Raw genomic sequence first — 20633 nt, 5'->3', positions numbered from 1 at the left:
TGTGGGAGCGGGCGAGCCCGCGAAGCAGACACCGCGGTGCATTGCACGGGCTCGCCCGCTCCCACAGAGACCGCGCAAGCTTTTAGACCCCTGTTCGAATCGATCGCCCCGATAAGCAATGTGCCCAGACCTGAGGACGGAGTGATGGCCGGTAGCCTCATACCTCTTGCCAAAAGTTTGGAATACCATAATATGATATCCCGTAGACCTTGAATCTGCAGGCCGGCACCTACAATCAAAAACGGCCACAAGACACTTTGTTTTAGCTGCTCCCCGAACACTGTTGGCGGGCGCACCACAAGCCCCGCCTCGAATAACAAAAGCAACGAGGGCGTAACCATGCTGTTGAGCAAACGTGTAACCGCAGTGCTGTCCGCCAGCCTGCTGACCCTGGCATGTCAGGCCGCCCAGGCCGCCGACAGCCTGAACTTCGTCAGCTGGGGCGGTACCACCCAGGACGCCCAGAAAGAAGCGTGGGCCGCACCCTTCACCAAAGCCACCGATATCAAGGTCGTCCAGGACGGCCCTACCGACTACGGCAAGCTCAAGGCCATGGTCGAGAGCGGCAACGTGCAGTGGGACGTGGTCGACGTCGAAGCCGACTTCGCCCTGCGTGCCGCCAGCGAAGGCCTGCTCGAACCCCTCGATTTCACCCAGATCAAGCGCGACAAGATCGACCCGCGCTTCGTCTCCGACCATGGCGTCGGCTCGTTCTTCTTCTCCTTTGTGCTCGGCTACAACGAAGGCAAGCTCGGTGCCAACAAACCGGTGGACTGGACCGCACTGTTCGACACCAAGACCTACCCCGGCAAGCGTGCCCTGTACAAATGGCCCAGCCCGGGCGTACTGGAACTGGCCCTGCTGGCCGACGGCGTAGCCCCCGACAAGCTGTACCCGCTGGACCTGGACCGCGCCTTCAAGAAGCTCGACACCATCAAGAAAGACATCGTCTGGTGGGGCGGTGGCGCCCAGTCGCAGCAACTGCTGGCCTCGGGTGAAGCCTCGCTCGGCCAGTTCTGGAACGGCCGCGTCTATGCCCTGCAGCAAGACGGTGCACCGGTGGGCGTGAGCTGGAAACAGAACCTGGTCATGGCCGACTTCCTGGTCATCCCCAAAGGTGCCAAGAACAAGGACGCCGCCATGAAGTTCCTGGCCAACGCCAGCAGCGCCGAAGGCCAGGCCGAGTTCGCCAACAAGACTGCCTACGCGCCGGTGAACGTCGACAGCGTGGCCAAGCTGGACAAAGACCTCGCGCAGAACCTGCCGACCGCCTACGCCCAGGACCAGGTCACCCTCGACTTCGCCTACTGGGCCAAGAACGGCCAGGCCATCGCAGCCCGCTGGAATGAGTGGTTGGTCAAATGAAAGTCGCCATCAACGCCCTGCATAACGCGCAAGGTGCCCCCACGGGCACCGGCGCCCCGGGAACGGCCCCCCGCCGCGTCAGCCTGAGCCAGCGCTGGAAAGGCAGCCGCAATCTGCTGCCGGCGCTGCTGTTCCTTGGCCTGTTCTTCTTTGCCCCGCTGGCCGGCCTGTTGCTGCGCGGGGTGCTGGAGCCAACGCCGGGCCTGGGCAACTACGAGCAGCTGTTCGCCAACTCGGCTTATGCGCGGGTACTGTTCAACACCTTCTCGGTGGCCGGCGTGGTCACCCTGATCAGCGTGCTGCTGGGCTTCCCGCTGGCATGGGCAATTACCCTGGTGCCCAAAGGCTGGGGCCGCTGGTTGCTGAACATCGTGCTGCTGTCGATGTGGACCAGCCTGCTGGCGCGCACTTACTCGTGGTTGGTGCTGCTGCAGAGCTCGGGGGTGATCAACAAGGCGTTGATGGCCATGGGCATCATCGATGCCCCGCTGGAAATGGTGCACAACCTGACCGGCGTGGTGATCGGCATGAGCTACATCATGATCCCGTTCATCGTGCTGCCGCTGCAGGCGACCATGCACGCCATCGACCCGATGGTGCTGCAGGCCGGCTCGATCTGCGGCGCCAGCCCGTGGACCAATTTCTGGAAGGTGTTCCTGCCGCTGTGCCGCTCGGGGCTGTTCTCCGGGGCACTGATGGTGTTCGTGATGTCGCTCGGTTACTACGTCACCCCGGCCCTGCTGGGTGGTGCGCAAAACATGATGCTGCCCGAATTCATCATCCAGCAGGTGCAGTCGTTCCTCAACTGGGGCCTGGCCAGCGCCGCCGCCGCACTGCTGGTGGTGATCACCCTGGTGCTCTTCTACCTGTACCTGAAGCTGCAGCCGGAATCCCCGGTCGGCAACGCGAGGTAAACCGCCATGCTCCTGTCTCCCAATGCCATGGGCCGCCCGCTGCGTACGGGCCTGTACCTGACCACCGGGGTCATCGCGGCCTTCCTGCTGCTGCCGGTGGTGTTCATCGTGTTGCTGTCGTTCGGCTCGTCGCAGTGGCTGGTGTTCCCGCCACCGGGCTGGACCTTCAAGTGGTACGGCCAGTTCTTCTCCAACCCGGAGTGGATGGACGCCGCGCTGGCCAGCCTGAAGGTGGCCGTGCTGACCACCATCGCCGCCGTGCTGCTCGGCCTGCCCACCGCGTTTGCCCTGGTGCGTGGCCGCTTCCCCGGCCGCGAGCTGCTGTACGGGCTGTTCACCATGCCGATGATCGTGCCGCTGGTGATCATTGCCGTGGCGGTGTACGCGCTGTTCCTCAAGCTCGGCTACACCGGCACGCTGTTCGCCTTCGTGGTCAGCCACGTGATCGTCGCCCTGCCCTTCACCATCATCTCGATCATCAACTCGCTGAAGCTGTTCGACCAGTCGATCGAGGATGCCGCGGTGATCTGCGGCGCCTCGCGCCTGCAGGCGATCTTCAAGGTGACCTTCCCGGCGATTCGCCCGGGGATGATCGCCGGCGGCCTGTTTGCCTTCCTGGTGTCGTGGGATGAAGTGGTGCTGAGCGTGATGATGGCCAGCCCCGACCTGCAGACCCTGCCGGTGAAGATGTGGACCACCCTGCGCCAGGACCTCAGCCCGGTCATCGCCGTGGCCTCGACCCTGCTGATCGGCCTGTCGCTGCTTGTCATGTTCATTGCCGCCGCCTTGCGCCGGCGCACCGAAGCCAACGCCTGAACGCGCGGAGAAAACAACAATGAGTGCAGTGATCAAAGACAACGCGCACGGCAAGACCCTGGTCAGCCTGCGCGGCCTGAACAAGCACTACGGCGACTTCACCGCCGTGGACAACCTCGACCTGGAAATCCAGGACGGCGAGTTCCTGACCTTCCTCGGCTCCAGCGGCTCGGGCAAGTCCACCACCCTGTCGATGCTGGCCGGCTTCGAAACACCGAGCAGCGGCGAGATCCTGGTCGAGGGCCAGTCACTGGTCAACGTGCCGCCGCACAAGCGTGACATCGGCATGGTGTTCCAGCGCTATTCGCTGTTCCCGCACCTGAACGTGCGCGACAACATCGGCTTTCCGCTGGCCATTCGCAAGCTCGGCGCCAGCGAAACCAGCAAGCGCGTCGACGCCATGCTCAAGCTGGTGCAGCTGGAAAAGTTCGCCCACCGCAAGCCGTCGCAGATGTCCGGTGGCCAGCAGCAGCGCGTGGCGATCGCCCGGGCGCTGGTGTACGAACCGCGCATCCTGCTGATGGACGAACCGCTCGGCGCGCTGGACAAGAAGCTGCGCGAAGACCTGCAGGATGAACTGCGCCAGTTGCACCGTCGCCTGGGCATCACCATCGTCTACGTCACCCACGACCAGGAAGAAGCCATGCGCCTGTCCCAGCGCATCGCCATCTTCAGCCATGGCAAGATCGTCGGCCTGGGCACCGGTTACGACCTGTACCAGAACCCGCCGAATGCCTTCGTCGCGTCGTTCCTGGGCAACTCCAACTTCCTGCGGATCAAGGCCAGCAGCAATGGCGCGGGTAGCTTCGAGGGCCAGCCGGTGGCCATCCGCCTGACCCCGGGCCTGGCCGTCTCGCAGGATGCGCTGATCATGGTGCGCCCGGAAAAGGCCCTGGCCCTGACCGCCGAACAGGCCGCGCGCGAGCCGCTGCCGGCGGGCTGGAACGAGGTCAGCGCCAAGGTTGGCGAAGTGTTGTTCCTGGGCGAGAGCCAGACCTGCCATGTGGTGACCGCGGGCGGTACCGAGCTGACGGTAAAGGCGCTGTCGGCGGCGGGCATGCCGATGCAGCCGGGGGATACCGTGAAGGTGCGCTGGGCGGTAGCGGATGCGTGCATCTATACCGAGTGGGCAGAAAGTGACCTGAGCAAGTCTGCCGGGGCGCATTGATACCGCTGGGGCCGCTTTGCGGCCCTTTCGCCGGCAAGCCAGCTCCCACAGGTACAGCGCAGGTTTCAGGATTGGCAAGGCCCCTGTGGGAGCTGGCTTGCCGGCGATGGGCTGCACAGCAGCCCCATTGACGCGAACTTACAAGCATCAGGCAAAGCCCACTGCCCTATGGACTGTCACATTATCATCACGCCACTGTCGTAATCTGCCGGCCATCTCTATGCCATAGGCCTTCCGGCATGCCCCGCCTGCTTGTCTTGCTGCTCACTCTGCTGCCGCTGGCGACCCTGGCCGAGCCCGCTCACCTGCGCGTGCAAGGTTCCAACACCATCGGCGCGGCCTTGCTGCCAGCGCTGGTGCAAGGACAACTGCGCGCACAGCAAGCTACCGCCATCGAACAATACCCGGGCAAGCTGGCCAACGAGACTGTCATCACTGCTCGCGATACGCGCGGCCAGCCTTTGCGCATCGACATCGCCGCTCACGGTTCCAGCACCGGCTTCGTCGCCCTGGGCCATGGCGAGGCCGACCTGGCCGCCGCATCGCGGCCGATCAACGACAACGAAGCAAGCCAACTGCAGGCTTTGGGCGACCTGCGCGCCGCTGCCGCCGAACAAGTCATCGGCCTGGATGGCGTCGCCGTCATCGTTCACCCCGACAACCCGCTGCCACAGCTCACCACGGGGCAACTGGCACAGATCTTTGCCGGGCAGATCCAGCGCTGGGAGCAATTGGGTGTTGCCGGCGGGGCCATCCACCTGTACGCCCGTGACGACCGCTCCGGTACCTTTGAGACCTTCAAGGCACTGGTGCTGGAACCTCAGCACGGCGAGCTTTCGCCCAAGGCCCAACGCTTCGAGTCCAGCGACGAGCTGGCCGCGCGAGTGAGCACCGACCGCCAGGCCATCGGTTTCAGCAGCCTGGCGGCGGTGCATGGGGCCAAGGTGCTGGCGGTGGCCGAAGGTGACGCGCCGGCCATGCTGCCGGAGCGTGCACTGGTGGCCAGCGAGGATTACCCGCTATCGCGGCGCCTGTACTTCTACCTGCCGGCCAACCCCAAGCCCCAGGCCAAGGCCCTGGCCGATTTCGCTCAGAGCCCGGCGGGCCAGACGATCGTCGCCCAGCAGGGTTTCGTTGCGCAGCAGATCGAGGCCCAACCTGTAGCCCCCCAGGCCGATATGCCGCCGCGCTATCGCACCCTGGCCCAGCAGGCGCAGCGGTTGAGCGTGAACTTCCGCTTCCAGGAAGGCAGCGCCAGCCTCGACAACAAGGCCCTGCGCGATGTGCAGCGGGTGGCCGACTACCTGCGCCAAGCGGGCAAGTTGCGGCGCAAGGCGGTGCTGGTGGGCTTTGGCGACCCCAAGGAGACACCCGGTCGCGCCGCCCTGCTCTCCCGCCTGCGGGCCCAGGCGGTGCGTCGTGAGCTGGCGCGCGATGGCGTGGAGGTGCTGGAGGTGACGGGGATGGGGGATGAACTGCCAGTGGCAGGGAACGAACTGGAGCAAGGGCGACTGCGTAATCGCCGGGTGGAAGTGTGGGTTTATTGAACGATAGGCCTGCTCTGGCCTGACCGGTGCAGGAGCGCCCTGGCAAAGAAATGTAACAGCTCCCCATTCGGCATCACCGGCAAACGGGTCTAGGCTCAAGCCCATGTGATACCGGGCCCCTCTGACGGCTGCCAGGCCGCCATGTCGGATCACTGTTGCCATGCAACGTCGACATTGAAGGAGGGGCTCATGACAGCTCTACAGACATTCCTCACCACCCCGTTCCTCGGTACCAGCACCTGGTTGTGGCTGGTGTTCATGGCCATCGTCATCGGTTTGCTGGTACTCGACCTGGGCGTGCTGCACCGCCACGACCGGGAAATCGAAATGCGCGAGAGCCTGCTGCTGTATTCGGGCTATTTCAGCGTCGGCGTGCTTTTCGGCGCCGGGGTCTGGTACCAGTTGGGCGCGCAATCGGCGCTGGAGTTCTACACCGGGTTCCTGGTCGAGCAGTCGCTGTCGATGGACAACGTGTTCGTCATGGCGATGATCTTCAGCTATTTCGCCATCCCCCGCCGCTACCAGCACCGCGTGCTGTTCTGGGGCATCCTCGGGGTGGTGTTCCTGCGGGCGATCATGATCGGCGTGGGCGCGGCGCTGGTGCAGAACTTCGCCTGGGTACTGTATATCTTCGGTGCCTTCCTGCTGTTTACCGGGGTGAAGATGGCGCTGTCGAAGGAGGACAGCCGCCCCGACCTGGCCAACAACCCGATCCTGAAGTTTGTGCGCCGGCACATGCGGGTCACCGAGCAGATCCACGGCTCGCACTTCTTCGTGCAGCACACCCCGCCCGGGCAGCACAAGGCGCTACGCCATGCCACCCCGCTGTTCATGGCGCTGGTGCTGATCGAACTGGCCGACCTGGTATTCGCCGTCGACAGCGTCCCGGCAATCTTCGCCATCACCCAGGACCCGTTCATCGTCTATACCTCGAACATCTTCGCCATCCTCGGCTTGCGCTCGCTGTATTTTGCGCTGGCGGCGCTGATGCACCGGTTCGTTTACCTCAAGTACGCGCTGGCGCTGGTGCTGATCTTCATTGGCTGCAAGATCTTCTACCACGGCATGGTGGGCAAGGTGCCGGCGTTGCTTTCGCTGGGGGTGACGTTCGGGTTGTTGCTGGGTGGGGTCGTGGTTTCGCTGGTCAAGACGCGGGGGGAGAAGCCGGAAATCAAGGGTGCTCAATCCAGACAGCCTTCAAATGCCGATCGCACAGTCAGCGAGAAGGAGGAAGACCCGCAGATGCGGGTCTGACCATCCAGAGAAACCAGTGAGCCTTCAAGGGCCTCTTCGCGGGCTTGCCCGCTCCCACAGGTATTGCGCACAGCTTGGAGGCGGCACAGTTCCTGTGGGAGCGGGCAAGCCCGCGAAGAGGCCGGAACAGGCGGGCAAAATCACCGCCCGCTACGCATCATCTCCGCCGGCACGTACTTGCCAATCTCATACTTGCCAATCGCCGCACGATGCACTTCATCCGGCCCATCGGCCAGGCGCAAGGTGCGCTGCATGGCGTACATGTAAGCCAGCGGAAAATCGCCACTCACCCCTGCCCCGCCATGAATCTGGATAGCCCGGTCGATCACCTTCAGTGCCACGTTCGGCGCCACTACCTTGATCTGCGCAATCTCGCTACGGGCGACCTTGTTGCCGACCGTGTCCATCATGTACGCCGCTTTCAAGGTCAGCAGCCGGGCCATGTCGATCTCCATGCGTGAGTCGGCGATCTTGTCGACGTTGCCGCCCAGACGCGCCAGTGGCCGGCCGAAGGCGGTACGCTCAACCGAGCGCTTGCACATCAGCTCCAGCGCGCGCTCGGCCATGCCGATCGAGCGCATGCAGTGGTGGATACGGCCGGGGCCAAGGCGCCCCTGGGCAATCTCGAAGCCACGGCCCTCACCCAGGATCACGTTCTCATACGGCACCCGCACGTTCTCGAAGAGCACCTCGGCGTGGCCATGGGGAGCATCGTCATAGCCGAACACCGGCAGCGGGCGGACAATCTTCACCCCAGGTGCATCGGTGGGCACCAGCACCATCGAGTGCTGCTGGTGGCGTGGCCCTTCAGGGTCGGACAGGCCCATGAAGATCATTACCTTGCAGCGCGGGTCGCAAGCGCCGGAGGTCCACCACTTGCGGCCGTTGATTACCCATTGGTCACCGTCACGCACTGCGGTGGCGGCCATGTTGGTGGCATCCGAGGAGGCCACGTCCGGTTCGGTCATGGCGAACGCCGATCGGATCTCGCCACGCAGCAGCGGCTCCAGCCACTGGCGCTTCTGCGCTTCGCTGCCATAGCGCACCAGCACTTCCATGTTGCCGGTGTCTGGCGCCGAACAGTTGAACGGCTCCGGACCGAGCAACGAACGGCCCATGATTTCTGCCAGCGGGGCGTATTCCAGGTTGCTCAGGCCGGCACCGTATTCCGATTCGGGCAGAAACAGGTTCCACAGCCCTTCAGCGCGGGCCTTGGCCTTGAGTTCTTCCATGATCGCGGTGGGCTGCCAGCGGTCGCCCTCGGCGACCTGGCGCTCGAACACCGCCTCGGCGGGGTAGACATAGGCGTCCATGAACGCGCTGACGCGCTCACGCAGTGCCTGGACCTTGGGCGAATAGGCGAAATCCATCTGGGCTACCTTCACGGTTCGGAGTACATGGGCCAGAGCCTAGAGCAGCATGGCCCCATCCACCTAGTCTATTTTCCGCGTGTATAAACATTCATAACCGATATATGATCGGCCAATAATTCCAACAAAGAGCGGCGCCCATGAACCTCAGCAAGGTCGACCTCAACCTGTTCATCGTGTTCGATGCGATCTACACCGAAGCCAACCTGACCCGCGCCGGGCAGATCGTTGGCATCACCCAGCCGGCAGTGTCCAACGCCCTTTCGCGGCTGCGCGAAACCTTCAACGACCCGCTGTTCGTGCGTACCGCGCAAGGCATGGTGCCCACGCCCATGGCGCAGAACATCATCGGCCCGGTGCGCAACGCCCTGGCACTGCTGCGCACCTCGGTGCAGGAAAGCCGCATCTTCAACCCGCAACAGGCCAACAAGACCTTCCGCATCAGCATGACCGACCTGACCGAAGCGGTGATCCTGCCGCCGCTGTTCCAGCGCTTGCGCCGCCTGGCGCCGGCGGTGCTGATCGAAAGCTTTTTGTGCAAGCGCCGCGAGACCACCAAGGAACTCGCCGCCGGCCGCCTGGACTTCGCCATCGACGCACCGTTGAACACCGACCCGCAGGTACGCCACGTCAAGCTGATGCAAGACCGCTATGTCTGCGCCCTGCGCCAGGGCCACCCGCTGGCCGACAGCAAGCTGACCCTCGACAACTACCTGGGCATGACCCACATCCATATCTCCAGCCGCCGCAACGGCCTGGGCTATGTCGACCTGGCCCTGGGCAAGATGGGCGTGCAGCGCAAGGTTGCCTTGCGCTCGCAGCATTACCTGATGGCCTCGCAGGTGTTGCAGCAGACCGACATGGCGATGACCGTCCCCGAGCGCTTCGCCCGCCGTCATCAGTTGCGTTACCAGCCACTGCCGGTCGAGGTGCCTGCGCTGGAAACGCACCTGTACTGGCATGAAAGCACCGATCAGGACCCGGCCAACCGCTGGATGCGCGAGCAGATCACCGAGTTGTGCGAACGTGTGGTTGCCGAGGAAGAGAGGGCCTTGGCACCAGCCTGAAGAGGCTGACGAGGGGCCTTTGCTGAGCCCCTCGCGATGCGGAGAAAAATTTTCCAGGAAAAGCTCAATAGAGAGAAACTTTTATTGCTCATCCTGAGAATAGAGCCGGCGGAAGCGAAAAATATCTCTCGAGCAGAGGGTACGCTTGCTCCAACGATCGCCGATTTCACGGCGACAGAAACGGACTCGCCCCAATGCCCAGCGCCCCGCTCTACTTCGATTACGCCGCCACCACTCCGGTCGACGACCGGGTCATCGAAACCATGCTCGCCTGCCTTGGCAGCCAGGCCAACTTCGGCAACCCGGCGTCCAGTGGCCATGCCTTCGGCCAGGCCGCCCGCCACGCCGTGGAGCAGGCCCGCCAGCAAGTGGCCGAACGCGTCGGCGCACACGCCGATGCACTGGTCTGGACCTCAGGTGCGACCGAGTCCAACAACCTGGCGCTCAAGGGCATTGCCCAGGGCCTCGGCAAACCCGGGCACCTGATCACCAGCCAACTGGAACACAAGGCCGTGCTCGACACGGTGGCCGAACTGGAGCGCCAGGGCTGGGCCGTTACCCGCCTGGCACCGGATGCCGCCGGCCTGATTCAGCCTGCGGCGGTGCAGGCAGCGTTGCGCGCCGACACCCGCCTGGTATCGCTGATGGCGGTGAACAATGAACTGGGCACGATCACCGACTTTGCCGCGATTGGCGAACAGGTACGTGCCCACGGTGCCCTGCTGCACGTGGATGCGGCGCAGGCGGTGGGCAAACTGGCCATCGACCTGAGCGCCATGGCCGTGGACCTGATGTCGTTCTCGGCGCACAAGGTGTATGGGCCCAAGGGCATCGGTGCGCTCTACGTGGGGCCACGCGCCCGCACGCTGATGCGTGCGCAGATGCACGGTGGCGGCCATGAGCAAGGCCTGCGCTCCGGCACCCTGGCGACCCACCAGATTGCCGGCATGGGCAGCGCCTTTGCCCTGGCCGGCCAGCCCGGCGACAGCGAACACCAGCGCCTCGAGCAACTGGCCAGGCGCCTGCGCGAAGGCCTGCTGGCCCTGCCCGGCGTCACCCTCAACGGCTGCGCCAACCAGCGCATTCCCCATACGCTGAACCTGTGTATCGACAGCAAGGGCTTCAACAGCGCGGCGCTGGCCAGCGAGCTGGCGTTGTCGACCACCTCGGCCTGCAACTCGGCGAGCAATGCGGCCTCGCATGTGCTGCTCGCGCTGGGGCTGGATGAACGCCAGGCACGCAACAGCGTGCGGCTGAGCATCGGGCGTTTCAGCAACGACGCTGAAGTGGACAAGGCGCTCGAAGTGTTTGGCCGGGTGCTGACAGCGGCATCAGCGGCACTTTGGTGAACCGGCCCTAGAACAGCCGGCTGTCCGGGGTGAAGTCCTCGACCTCGAGCCTGGCGCTGTTTGCCTGCGGATGGCGCGGGTTGAACAGGTAATTGGTGGTGCTGGGCATGATCGCGCTCGGCACCGGCAACAGCAATGCCGAGCACTCATCCAGAAAGCGGTTGCCCAGGCCCCGGGTCAGTTCGGTCTGGCTCGACCAGCCCGGCTGCAAGGCGGGCAACTGCGCTTGCGAAACGGTGTCGGGCAACTCGATACGCAGCAGCCGCATGGTGGTGGGGAAATCCTCAGGGTCGATCTCCAGGTGCACAAGCACCTCCAGCATTGCCCCGGCTGGGCTGGTGGCGGCATACACCACTGGCCGGCCCGCCTGGTGCCAGCGGCCGCTGACACGCAAGCCGCCCGTTCCGCTCAAGTCTGCATAGGCGCTGATACGCCACAGAATCACAGGCCGAAGCCCTCGGCGATCTGCAGCAACATCTCTTCGACCTGGGTGGTGCCCTGCTGGGTGGTGAGCATCTGCATCGGCGTCAGCCCCGAGAAGCGCTCCTTGGGCTTGGACAGCCAGCGCTTGGCCTTGCCAGCCTCACCGAACACGGCTTCGGCCATGGCGGTGATATGGGCCGAGCGGAACAGCCGGTCGCTTTCTTCCACGGTCAGTGGCTGGTCACGTTCGATGCGGGTTTTCAGCGTGCGCAGGGGAATGATCTGGTCACGCTCCACAGGGGTGAATACGCCGAGTTCGGTCAGTTTCACCAGCCAGGTGGCAGCGAAGCCATGGGTGATGCGGGTGTGGATTTCGAAGTCACTGGCGAGTTCGGGGATTTCCAGCAGTGCATGCAGGCGCGCCCGGTACTCGTGGTAACCGTTGTCGCGAAGCACTTCGGCAAGCATGGCGCTCTCCTTTCCGGCGTTTGCCGACAAGTATGCGGCATATGCCGGACATATGCCAGTTCATGAGGCCTGTGAAAGCCTTGAAGGCGATGCCATCCTGTGGGGGCGGCCTTGCGTCGCGAAAGGGCCGCAGGGCGGCCCCGGGCAGTCTCACAGGAAGGTGAACACCTGCGAAGCCGGCAACCGCGACTTGTTCAAGCCAGCGTTGAAGTCCGTCTCGCTGCGATAGCCCAGGCTGAGAATGACCACACTGGTGAACCCATGCTCGCGCAAGCCCAGCTCGGCATCGAGAATCTTGCTGTCGAAGCCCTCGATCGGCGTGGCATCCAGCCCATGTGCCGCAGCCCCCAGCAAGGCAGTACCCAACGCCAGGTAGGTCTGCTTTTCCATCCAGTGCTGCACGTCCTTCTGGTCAAAGCGGTGCAGGTCGACGTAATGCCGGCGGCTCTGGTTCTGCCCGGCACGCGCCTGATCATCGCGGAAGCGGCCATCGGCAGCTTCCTGGTCGAGCACGGCATTCAGGTGCGCTTCGGTTATTTCGGTGCGGGTGCAGAACACGATCACATGCGAGGCATCGAGGATCTTCGGCGAATTGTAGGCATAGCGCTCTGTGGTGCTCTTGGCCAGGCGGGCCTTGCCTTCGGCGCTGTCGGCAACGATGAAATGCCACGGCTGCGAGTTGACCGAAGACGGGCTGTGGCGCAGTTGTTCGAGCAAGGCATCGACAGTGGCCTGGGGAATACGGCGCGAGGCATCGTAGGCTTTGGTGGTGTAGCGGCGCTTGGCCAGCGAGACGGTATCCATGCAACAACTCCGGGAATGAACAGGGGATTTGCCGGGCATCTTATCTTTCCTGCAGAAAAGAAAAACCGGCACAATGCAGCAACACTTTCATCCCAGGAGTGAAAATGCTGCGCATCGCCGACCTCGAACTGTTCGTCCGCAGCAGCGTGCTGGGCAGCTTCACCGCCGCCGCCCACGAGGCCGAACTGCTGCCGGGGCAGGTGGCCGCCGCGATCAAGCGCCTGGAGCGCGATCTGGACGTGCGCCTGTTCGCCCGCACCACCCGCAGCCTGCGCCTGACCGCCGAAGGCGAGCTGTACCTGCCGACGGCCCTGAATGTGCTGGAGAGCCTGCGCCAGGGGCGTGAAGACCTGCATGGCAACGCCAACACCCTGCGCGGTACCCTGCAGGTGTCGGCACCGTCCGACCTGGGCCGCAACATGCTGCTGCCGTGGCTGAGCGCCTTCCGCCGCGAGCACCCGGCCCTGCACCTGCGCTTCCTGCTGTCCGACCAGATCGCCGACCTCAACCGCGACCCGGTAGATGTGGCGATCCGCTATGGCCTCAACCAGGACGCCAACTACATTGCCCTGCCGCTGGCCGACTGGAACCGCCGGGTGCTGGTGGCCGCGCCCGAATACCTGGCTCGTCACGGCCGCCCGCTCACCCCCGACGCCCTGCAGCAGCATGCCTGCCTGCTGTACATGCAGCACAACCGGGTCTACGACAAGTGGCGAGTGGGCAACCGCACCGTGCAGGTGCGCGGGCCACTGGTCAGCGACGATGCCGATGTGATCCGCCGCCTGGCCTTGCAGGGCGAAGGCATCGTCTACAAGTCGTGGCTGGACGTAAGCGCCAACATCGCGGCCGGCGAGCTGGAAATCATCCTCCCCGAGCACCTCGGTGAGCCCGCCCCGGTCACCCTGGTGTGCCCGCACCGCAAGCAGCTCACGCCCGCGGTGGCGCAACTGCACCTGTGGCTGCGCGAACGCTTCGAGGCCTTGCGTAACCGGGCGCTGACCAACGGCTGCACAATCGTTCCAGACTGAGCCTGGCCGTTGCGCTAAGGTAGCGATTTCTGCCACGGCACGCCCCCATGAGCAACTGGATCGACCTTAAACAAGACGCCGACACCGGCATCGAGTCGGTCCGCGCGCATTTCGTCGGGCATGCCTACGACCCGCACTGGCACGACAGCTTCCTGGTTGGCGTTACCGAGCAGGGCGTGCAGCAATTCGATTGCCGGCGAGTACGCCATCGCAGCACGCCGGGGCACGTGTTCCTGCTGGAGCCCGGTGAAATCCATGACGGCCATGCGCCCACCGAGGACGGCTTCACCTATTCGACCCTGTACCTGGAACCCACCTGGGTGGACAGCCAACTGCGGGCACTGTTCGAACACGCGCCGGACGACAGCCTGCCCAGCTTCGCCGATACCTTGTGCCACGATGAGCGCCTGGCGCGTGCCACTGCCCTCGCCTTCCAGGCCGTGCATACCCAGGACTTGCGCATTGTCCGGCAGACGGCCATGGACGACCTGCTGGCCTGCCTGACCCGCCACCTGCACTGGCGCCGACGCCTGAACCCGGACCCGCGCCTGCCGCTGACCGCGCAGCGCGCGCGGGATTACCTGCACGCCAACCTGGAGCGCGACATCGGCCTGGAAGACCTGGCCCAGGCCTGTGGCATCGACCGCTTCCGCCTGACCCGCGCGTTCAAGGGCGCATTCGGCCTGGCGCCACATGCCTATCTGATCCAGCTGCGCCTGGCCCGGGCGCGGCGCCTGCTCGCCCGGGGTCAGACACCCACCGAAGTGGCCATGGCCCTGGGCTTTGCCGACCAGAGCCACCTGGGGCGCTGGTTCCGCCGTGCCTACCAGCTGACCCCGGCCGACTACCGCAGGCGCTGCTCAAACCTTCCAGACTGAAAGGCGGCAGGCAGCGAGCATGGTGCTTCGTTTATCCGGAGCCCTTGATCATGTCGCAGTCGTTGTTGCCCTTCATCCTGTTTGCCCTGGTGTCCAGCATCAGCCCGGGGCCGACCAACCTGTTGATACTCGCCCATGGCGCCCGCGTTGGCCTGCGCGCGAGCCTGGCGCCGATCGTGGCGGCCTGCGGTGCAGCAGCAGCGATCGTGCTGATGGTGGGCCTGGGGCTGGGTGAACTGCTGCTGCGCCACCCGCTGGCCCAGCAGTTGATGAGCTGGGCCGGGGTTTTGTGGTTGAGCTGGCTGGCGTGGAAGATGCTGCGCAGTGCTGCCGCCCCGCTGCAGGCGGCCACGGCGCAAGGCTTCAGTGCACTCAGTGCGGCCTCGTTGCAGGTGGTGAACCCCAAGGTGTGGTTGATGGCCGTGGCGGTGGTCGGGGTGTTTGCCGCGCCGTCGTTGCCGGTATGGCAACTGGCGCTGGTGTTCTTGCTGATTGCCCTGCCATGCATGGCGGCGTGGGCGCTGCTGGGGGTGGGCAGCGCGCGATGGTTGCAGGCACCGCGGCGGTTGCGGGTGTTCAACCAGGTGTTGGCGGGGGTGTTGTTGATTTCTGCGTGGGCTGCCGTACTGGCTTGAGCCCGCTATTGCCAGTACCGGCCTCTTCGCGGGCACGCCCGCTCCCACAGGTACAGCATCGCGCCTGAAGTTGATGCAGTACCTGTGGGAGCGGGCGTGCCCGCGAAAAAAACAGCGCGGTCATTCAGGAATGCCCTGCCCCCCCGCCCAGCGCCTCGCGGAACCGCCGGGTGCTGGCCACAGCCAGCAGCAACCCGACCACCGCCACGCTACCGCCCACCAGGCCGATATCCGCCACGTCCAGCTGGCTGCTGACGATACTGCCCAGCAACGCGCCACCGCCAATACCGATGTTGTAGATACCCGAGAACAGCGCCATGGCCACATCGGTGGCATCGGACGCCAGTTTCAGGGTCTTGGACTGCAGCGACAGGCTGAAGCTGAGGATCGCTACACCCCAGAACATGCTCAACGCAGCGAACACGTAGAAGTTGCCCGACAGCGGCAACAGCAGCAACAGGCACGCCGCCAGCAGGCCGATCGACCCTACCAGGAAGCCATGCGGGAAGCGGTCGCTGTAACGGCTGAACAGCAACGAGCCGAACACCCCGGCACCGCCGAACAGCAGCAGCAACAACGTGGTGCGCTCACCGCCTATCTGCGCCACGTGCAGGGCGAACGGTTCGATGTAGCTGTAGGCAGTGAACTGCGCGGTAATCACCAACGTCACCAGCACATAGGTGATCACCAGCGCCGGGCGCTTGAACAGGATCGGCAGGCTGCGCAGCGAGCCCGAGTTCTGGCTGGGCAGCAGCGGCAGCGACTTCATCAGGCACAGCATGGTCGCCAGCGCCACCCCGGCAATGCTCAGGAAGGTGATGCGCCAGCCCAGCGCTTCGCCCACCACGCGGCCCAGCGGGATGCCCAGGACCATGGCCAGGGTGGTGCCAGTGGCCAAAAGGCCCAGCGCCTTGGCCTGCTGCCCTGGCGGCGCCACGCGCACCGCCAGGGAGGCGGTGATGGCCCAGAACACCGCATGCGCCAGGGCAATACCGATGCGGCTGACCAGCAACATGGCAAAGCTCTGTGACAGCCACGACAGCAAGTGGCTGACGATGAACACCAGGAACACGAACAGCAACAGGCGCCGCCGCTCGATGTTGCGGGTCAGCAGCATCATCGGCAGCGAGGCCAGCGCCACTACCCAGGCGTAGATGGTCAGCATCAGGCCGACCTGCGCGGTGCTCATGTCGAAGCTGCGGCCAATGTCGCTGAGCAGCGCCACCGGGACGAACTCGGTGGTGTTGAAGATGAAGGCCGCCAGGGCCAGGGCAATGACGCTCAGCCAGCTGCCGCTACCCGCCGTGGGTGGCATGTTGGTGGGTGTGGGTCCGTTCATGGGTGCAAACCGCTTCTCCGCAGGCAAGGCAACAGGACGCACGCCAGCCACCCGCTTGCAGGGGTGTGGACGCACGCTTTGTTATTGGAAGGAATGCCCGGCATGGTACGCGTCAAGCCGGGGGCTCACAACCGCGAGGCGGGCAGAAGGAGTAACATGCGCGCTTTGTGCGAACGCGTATGCAACAAGGAGCCCGATCCGCTCATGGACCAGCAGCACTCCCAGCAGCAACAGTGGCAGCAGGCGGTCACTGCCTATGCCCAGGCCGTCAACGACTATGTCGCGCAGGGCCGCGCGCAAGGCTGGGATGACCTCGAAGAGCCCCTGCCGCAAGCCACCGAGCATTTGCTCGACGCCTGGCTGCAAGCCCTGCAAGCAGCCAACCGGCCTGGCGTCGAAACCTTCGAGCAGCAAGCCTTCCGCGAAGCCTGGCCGCCCGCCCACCACCCATTGCTGCCGCTGATCAAGGAGCACGGGCAAGGCATCGGCAACGTCCTGCTGCTGGAGGATGGCAGCCTGCTGGCACGTATCGGCATGCCGCATGACAAAGGCCAGGTGGTGCGCATCGACCCTCTCGGGGTGACCCCGGTGATCGGCGTCGATCACTTCGGCCGCTGCCCGGCCCGCCGCTATTTCGCCCTGGCCAATGCCGAGGGCATACGCGTGACCGATGGCTGGGGCGGCCCGCAGGTGCTGCGCCTGGCCTGGCCCACGGGGCTGGAGGGGTTGCCGCCGGGTTACCCGTTCGAGCCATTCGACCTGCCGCCCACGCCGACCGCGCTGATCCCCTTCCCGGATGGCCAGCGGGTGCTGCTGGTGAGTGCCGAAGGTATCTTCCTGCTGACGCGCCACGGCGCGACCCGCCTGCTGCCGCACCAGGCGCGGGTGCTCGACGAGCTGGACGAAGGCACCGACCCCGACGACATCAGCCTCGGGCTGAGCATGGAGCACGGTGCGGTGTCGGCGGATGGCCGGTTGATCGTGGTCGGCGAGCAAGGCAGCCGTCACCTGGTACTGGACGACCAGCTCAGGCCCGTGGCGGCAATCGGCCCGGCCAGCGAGTATCCGCACTTTGCGCTGTTCAATCGCGCGGGTGACCAGTTGATAGTCAATGCCTGCCATTTCTATAGCGGTGCCACGCTGGCTGTCAGGGTGGCCGACTTGCCGGGGCTGGATACCGACTACTACAGCCAGGACCCGCGTACCCCGCTGGTACAGGATGGCGCACGGGTGTATGCCGGCGTGGCGCGCGACGGCGAGTACATCGTGGGGGATGCCTATGGTTATCTGCGGGCATTTGGCGAAGATGGCATGGAGCATTGGCAGCATTACCTGGGGTCGACCATCAGTGCGCTGGATATCAGTGCGGACGGGCGTACGCTGGTAGCGGCGAGCCATGCCGGGTTCGTTTCGGTGATTGCCCTGGACAACGGGCGGCCGGCCTGGCAGATCGGTACCGGGGCGCATGGCGAGGTACGGCGGTGGTTGTTCTGGAAAGGCTGGGACAGGGCATTGGCCTGGTAACAGATCCAGCATCTTCATTGCCTGTACTGGCCTATTCGCGGGCTCGCCCGCTCCCACAGGTAAATCACAGCTTACGAAGTCTGTGCAGTACCTGTGGGAGCGGGCGAGCCCGCGAAGAGGCCGGGGCAGGCAACCATCAGCCCTGCAAAGTAGCCATATCGATCACGAACCGGTATTTCACGTCCCCGGCAATCATCCGCTCATACGCCTGGTTGATGTTGCGGATATCCAGCAACTCGATATCACAACGAATCGCGTGCTCGGCACAGAAATCCAGCACTTCCTGGGTCTCGGCAATACCACCGATCAACGACCCCGCCAGCACCCGGCGCTTCATCACCAGATTGGCCGCATGCACCGCCGGGTCGATCGGCTCGATCAGGCCGACCAGGATGTGCACGCCATCGAATTTCAGGGTTTCCAGGTACGGGTTGAGGTCGTGCTGCACCGGGATGGTGTCGAGCAGGAAGTCGAAACGGCCCGCCGCGGCGTGCATCTGCTCGGCATCGGTGGACACGATCACATGGTCGGCACCCTGGCGACGGGCTTCCTCGGCCTTGGCCTGGGAACGGGTGAACAGGGTCACTTCGGCGCCCAGGGCCTTGGCCAGCTTGATAGCCATGTGGCCCAGGCCGCCCATGCCGAGGATACCGATCTTGTGACCGGGGCCGACACCGTGGTGCTTGAGCGGCGAATAGGTGGTGATGCCAGCGCAGAGGATTGGCGCGGCACTGGGCAAGTCCATGCCGGCCGGGATGCGCACCACGAAGTGCTCGCTGACCACGATGCTGCTGGAGTAACCGCCCATGGTGTTGCTACCGTCGACCCGATCCGGGGTGGCGTAGGTCATGGTCGGGCCTTCCAGGCAATATTGCTCCAGGTCCTTGGCACAGGCTTCGCAGTGGCGGCACGAGTCGACCATGCAGCCAACGCCGACCAGGTCGCCGACCTTGTGCGCGGTCACTTTTTCGCCCACCGCGGTGACGCGGCCGATGATCTCGTGGCCCGGCATCAGCGGGTACACGGCAATGCCCCATTCGTTGCGCGCCTGGTGAATGTCGGAGTGGCACACGCCGCAGTACAGGATATCGATGGCGACGTCGTCAGGGCGCGGGCTGCGACGCTCGAAGGTCATGGGAGCCAGAGGGCTGGTGGGGGTCTGGGCGGCGTAACCGATGGCGGTGTACATGCAGGGCCTCGCTATGAAGTGAAACGATTCAGGCGGCGCATTCTGCGCGCCACGCGCCGCCTCGCCCACGGCTGATTCTCCGGCATCGATGCCTGATTCTCCGAAGATGCCATGCAGCACCTGGCGCCGAGCGTTCATTCTGCGATGATCAGACTGTCTGATCCTCTGCTCAGGTCCATCATGCAACTGACCCGCCACGTCGACGCCAATGCGCCGCTTTGCACACTGATCCGCAGCCTCGCCACGCGCCCGGGCTTCGTGCCCACGCACCTGCCCCAGGTGCAGGTGCTGAGCTGGGACCACTATGTGGCCAGCAGCCCGCAGATCTACGAACCCAGCCTGATGATCCTGGCCCAGGGCAGCAAGCTGGCACGCCTGGGGCCGCGTACCCTGGAGTACGGCGCCGGGCATTACCTGGTGCAGGCACTGTCGGTGCCGTTCATGTGCGAAACCTTCGCCACCCCCGAAGCACCGTTGCTGGGCGTGGCGGTGGACATCGACCGCGGCGTGCTGGGTGAACTGGTGCAAAGCATGGCCCTGGCGCCGGATGCCGCGGTGCAGGCGCAAACCCCGCAGTCGATGACCTCAGCGGCACTCGATGCGCCGATGCGCGAATGCGTGGAACGGCTGCTGCGCTGCCTGCAGGACCCAGTGGACGCCAAGGTGCTGGGGCCGGCGCGGGTGCGCGAGGTGCTGTACACCGCCTTGCGCGGCCCACAGGCGGGGGTGTTGCGGGCGCTGGTGGAGCAACAAGGGCACTTCGCCCGCATCGGCGCCGCCCTTGCCCACCTGCGCGAACACTACACCGAGCCGCTGAGCGTGGAAGCGTTGGCCGCGCGCGCCAACATGAGCGTTTCGACCTTCCACGAGCACTTCAAGCGCTGCACCGACATGGCACCAATGCAGTACCTCAAGCGCCTGCGGCTACTAAAGGCGCAGCAGATGCTGATCGGCGAAGGCCTGGGGGTGGCGCAGACCGCGCACCGGGTGGGGTACCAGAGCACCTCGCAGTTCAGCCGCGAATACAAGCGCCAGTTCGACCGCAGCCCAGGGGATGAATTGCCGTACCAGAGCCTGCCAGTGTAATCGCCTGCCCTGGCCCCATCGCCGGCAAGCCGGCTCCCACAGGGACAGCAAAGCTCTTGAGGTCAATGCGGTCGAGATAGCTGCAACTGTCTTGCATGGCCTGCCCTGGCCTCATCGCCGGCAAGCCGGCTCCCAAGGGATAGCAAAGCCCTTGAGGTCAACGCGGTCGAGATAGCTGCAACTGTCTTGCATGGCCTGCCCTGGCCTCATCGCCGGCAAGCCGGCTCCCACAGGGATAGCAAAGCCCTTGAGGTCAACGCGGTCGAGATAGCTGCAACTGTCCTGCATGGCCTGTCAGGGCCCCATTGCCGGCAAGCCGGCTCCCACAGGGCCTGCAAAGCTCTTGAGGTCAATGCAGTCGAGATAGCTGCAACTGTCCTGCATGGCCTGTCAAGGCCTCATCGCCGGC

The 20633-nt window shown here is 64.8% G+C and carries 19 protein-coding genes; 13 read left to right on the top strand and 6 right to left on the bottom strand.

Going from position 1 to position 20633, the window contains the following annotated elements; translation table 11 throughout:
• Positions 1-339 precede the first annotated feature (339 nt).
• From CAG34_RS15270 to CAG34_RS15245, 6 genes are all read left to right on the top strand, one after another.
• On the top strand, positions 340-1365 hold the full coding sequence (locus CAG34_RS15270) for an ABC transporter substrate-binding protein (protein WP_025339643.1): 1026 nt from the start codon (positions 340-342) through the stop codon (positions 1363-1365).
• Positions 1362-2279: an ABC transporter permease gene (locus tag CAG34_RS15265; RefSeq protein WP_015270844.1), complete on the top strand. Its 918-nt coding sequence runs from the start codon at positions 1362-1364 to the stop codon at positions 2277-2279. The genes CAG34_RS15270 and CAG34_RS15265 overlap by 4 nt, the downstream gene beginning before the upstream one ends.
• Before the next feature lie 6 nt (positions 2280-2285).
• Positions 2286-3095 carry an ABC transporter permease gene (locus CAG34_RS15260; protein ID WP_015270845.1) on the top strand — a complete coding sequence of 270 codons (810 nt, stop codon included), beginning with the start codon at positions 2286-2288 and terminating at the stop codon, positions 3093-3095.
• Between the two features lie 19 nt (positions 3096-3114).
• Complete coding sequence (locus CAG34_RS15255; protein WP_085590961.1) at positions 3115-4263, top strand: ABC transporter ATP-binding protein; 1149 nt, start codon at positions 3115-3117, stop codon at positions 4261-4263.
• Positions 4264-4502: 239 nt separating this feature from the next.
• Positions 4503-5810 carry a substrate-binding domain-containing protein gene (locus tag CAG34_RS15250; protein ID WP_085590959.1) on the top strand — a complete coding sequence of 436 codons (1308 nt, stop codon included), beginning with the start codon at positions 4503-4505 and terminating at the stop codon, positions 5808-5810.
• Between the two features lie 189 nt (positions 5811-5999).
• Complete coding sequence (locus tag CAG34_RS15245; RefSeq protein WP_085590957.1) at positions 6000-7064, top strand: TerC family protein; 1065 nt, start codon at positions 6000-6002, stop codon at positions 7062-7064.
• 140 nt (positions 7065-7204) lie between these two features.
• Here CAG34_RS15245 and CAG34_RS15240 read toward each other — a convergent pair whose 3' ends face one another.
• Positions 7205-8434, bottom strand: a complete 1230-nt coding sequence (locus tag CAG34_RS15240) for an acyl-CoA dehydrogenase (protein ID WP_013973159.1) — start codon at positions 8432-8434, stop codon at positions 7205-7207.
• A 140-nt stretch (positions 8435-8574) separates the two neighbouring features.
• Between CAG34_RS15240 and CAG34_RS15235 the strand changes: the two genes are divergently transcribed.
• A complete protein-coding gene (locus tag CAG34_RS15235; protein WP_025339647.1) occupies positions 8575-9501 on the top strand; it encodes a LysR family transcriptional regulator in 927 nt (308 codons plus the stop codon).
• A 194-nt stretch (positions 9502-9695) separates the two neighbouring features.
• Positions 9696-10850: a cysteine desulfurase family protein gene (locus CAG34_RS15230; RefSeq protein WP_085590955.1), complete on the top strand. Its 1155-nt coding sequence runs from the start codon at positions 9696-9698 to the stop codon at positions 10848-10850.
• A gap of 7 nt (positions 10851-10857) precedes the next feature.
• Here CAG34_RS15230 and CAG34_RS15225 read toward each other — a convergent pair whose 3' ends face one another.
• From CAG34_RS15225 to nfsB, 3 genes are all read right to left on the bottom strand, one after another.
• Positions 10858-11295 (bottom strand): RES family NAD+ phosphorylase, encoded by a 438-nt coding sequence (locus CAG34_RS15225; protein ID WP_015270851.1) that lies wholly within the window; start codon positions 11293-11295, stop codon positions 10858-10860.
• Positions 11292-11741, bottom strand: coding sequence for an antitoxin Xre/MbcA/ParS toxin-binding domain-containing protein (locus tag CAG34_RS15220; RefSeq protein ID WP_013973163.1), 450 nt, complete (start codon positions 11739-11741; stop codon positions 11292-11294). Before CAG34_RS15220 ends, CAG34_RS15225 begins: the two co-directional genes overlap by 4 nt.
• A gap of 150 nt (positions 11742-11891) precedes the next feature.
• Complete coding sequence (gene nfsB / locus CAG34_RS15215; RefSeq protein WP_085590953.1) at positions 11892-12545, bottom strand: oxygen-insensitive NAD(P)H nitroreductase; 654 nt, start codon at positions 12543-12545, stop codon at positions 11892-11894.
• A gap of 104 nt (positions 12546-12649) precedes the next feature.
• Between nfsB and CAG34_RS15210 the strand changes: the two genes are divergently transcribed.
• From CAG34_RS15210 to CAG34_RS15200, 3 genes are read left to right on the top strand one after another with little or no spacing between them, the layout of a single operon-like run.
• On the top strand, positions 12650-13573 hold the full coding sequence (locus CAG34_RS15210) for a LysR family transcriptional regulator (RefSeq protein ID WP_085590951.1): 924 nt from the start codon (positions 12650-12652) through the stop codon (positions 13571-13573).
• Between the two features lie 47 nt (positions 13574-13620).
• Complete coding sequence (locus CAG34_RS15205; protein WP_085590949.1) at positions 13621-14451, top strand: AraC family transcriptional regulator; 831 nt, start codon at positions 13621-13623, stop codon at positions 14449-14451.
• Between the two features lie 50 nt (positions 14452-14501).
• A complete protein-coding gene (locus CAG34_RS15200) occupies positions 14502-15086 on the top strand; it encodes a LysE family translocator (protein ID WP_025339653.1) in 585 nt (194 codons plus the stop codon).
• 124 nt (positions 15087-15210) lie between these two features.
• Here the strand turns inward: CAG34_RS15200 and CAG34_RS15195 are convergent, their stop codons facing one another.
• The gene (locus CAG34_RS15195; protein WP_085590947.1) at positions 15211-16425 is read right to left on the bottom strand and encodes a sugar transporter; all 1215 of its coding nucleotides are present in this window, start codon (positions 16423-16425) and stop codon (positions 15211-15213) included.
• Positions 16426-16629: 204 nt separating this feature from the next.
• Between CAG34_RS15195 and CAG34_RS15190 the strand changes: the two genes are divergently transcribed.
• The gene (locus tag CAG34_RS15190; protein WP_085591075.1) at positions 16630-17949 is read left to right on the top strand and encodes a hypothetical protein; all 1320 of its coding nucleotides are present in this window, start codon (positions 16630-16632) and stop codon (positions 17947-17949) included.
• A gap of 136 nt (positions 17950-18085) precedes the next feature.
• Here the strand turns inward: CAG34_RS15190 and calA are convergent, their stop codons facing one another.
• On the bottom strand, positions 18086-19138 hold the full coding sequence (gene calA / locus CAG34_RS15185) for a vanillin reductase (RefSeq protein ID WP_075045606.1): 1053 nt from the start codon (positions 19136-19138) through the stop codon (positions 18086-18088).
• A gap of 180 nt (positions 19139-19318) precedes the next feature.
• On the opposite strand from calA, the gene CAG34_RS15180 reads away from it, so the two are divergent.
• Entirely contained in the window at positions 19319-20224 is a 906-nt protein-coding gene (locus tag CAG34_RS15180) for an AraC family transcriptional regulator (RefSeq protein ID WP_054572090.1), read from the top strand.
• The last annotated feature ends 409 nt before the right edge of the window (positions 20225-20633 follow it).

Source organism: Pseudomonas sp. B14(2017), from assembly GCF_002113255.1.
Lineage (GTDB): Bacteria > Pseudomonadota > Gammaproteobacteria > Pseudomonadales > Pseudomonadaceae > Aquipseudomonas > Aquipseudomonas putida_Z.
Note: the sequence above shows the minus strand (reverse complement) of the source record. Positions and strands in the feature narration are given on the sequence as shown.

What these genes read in the sequence shown, in the direction of transcription:
- CAG34_RS15200 (WP_025339653.1), top strand. Translation starts at nt 14,502, where the DNA reads ATGTCGCAGTCGTTGTTGCCCTTCATCCTGTTTGCCCTGGTGTCCAGC.
- CAG34_RS15210 (WP_085590951.1), top strand. Translation starts at nt 12,650, where the DNA reads ATGCTGCGCATCGCCGACCTCGAACTGTTCGTCCGCAGCAGCGTGCTG.
- CAG34_RS15250 (WP_085590959.1), top strand. Translation starts at nt 4,503, where the DNA reads ATGCCCCGCCTGCTTGTCTTGCTGCTCACTCTGCTGCCGCTGGCGACC.
- CAG34_RS15245 (WP_085590957.1), top strand. Translation starts at nt 6,000, where the DNA reads ATGACAGCTCTACAGACATTCCTCACCACCCCGTTCCTCGGTACCAGC.
- CAG34_RS15240 (WP_013973159.1), bottom strand. Translation starts at nt 8,434, where the DNA reads ATGGATTTCGCCTATTCGCCCAAGGTCCAGGCACTGCGTGAGCGCGTC.
- CAG34_RS15255 (WP_085590961.1), top strand. Translation starts at nt 3,115, where the DNA reads ATGAGTGCAGTGATCAAAGACAACGCGCACGGCAAGACCCTGGTCAGC.
- CAG34_RS15260 (WP_015270845.1), top strand. Translation starts at nt 2,286, where the DNA reads ATGCTCCTGTCTCCCAATGCCATGGGCCGCCCGCTGCGTACGGGCCTG.
- CAG34_RS15190 (WP_085591075.1), top strand. Translation starts at nt 16,630, where the DNA reads ATGGACCAGCAGCACTCCCAGCAGCAACAGTGGCAGCAGGCGGTCACT.
- CAG34_RS15270 (WP_025339643.1), top strand. Translation starts at nt 340, where the DNA reads ATGCTGTTGAGCAAACGTGTAACCGCAGTGCTGTCCGCCAGCCTGCTG.
- calA (WP_075045606.1), bottom strand. Translation starts at nt 19,138, where the DNA reads ATGTACACCGCCATCGGTTACGCCGCCCAGACCCCCACCAGCCCTCTG.
- CAG34_RS15235 (WP_025339647.1), top strand. Translation starts at nt 8,575, where the DNA reads ATGAACCTCAGCAAGGTCGACCTCAACCTGTTCATCGTGTTCGATGCG.
- CAG34_RS15220 (WP_013973163.1), bottom strand. Translation starts at nt 11,741, where the DNA reads ATGCTTGCCGAAGTGCTTCGCGACAACGGTTACCACGAGTACCGGGCG.
- CAG34_RS15205 (WP_085590949.1), top strand. Translation starts at nt 13,621, where the DNA reads ATGAGCAACTGGATCGACCTTAAACAAGACGCCGACACCGGCATCGAG.
- CAG34_RS15230 (WP_085590955.1), top strand. Translation starts at nt 9,696, where the DNA reads ATGCCCAGCGCCCCGCTCTACTTCGATTACGCCGCCACCACTCCGGTC.
- nfsB (WP_085590953.1), bottom strand. Translation starts at nt 12,545, where the DNA reads ATGGATACCGTCTCGCTGGCCAAGCGCCGCTACACCACCAAAGCCTAC.
- CAG34_RS15180 (WP_054572090.1), top strand. Translation starts at nt 19,319, where the DNA reads ATGCAACTGACCCGCCACGTCGACGCCAATGCGCCGCTTTGCACACTG.
- CAG34_RS15265 (WP_015270844.1), top strand. Translation starts at nt 1,362, where the DNA reads ATGAAAGTCGCCATCAACGCCCTGCATAACGCGCAAGGTGCCCCCACG.
- CAG34_RS15195 (WP_085590947.1), bottom strand. Translation starts at nt 16,425, where the DNA reads ATGAACGGACCCACACCCACCAACATGCCACCCACGGCGGGTAGCGGC.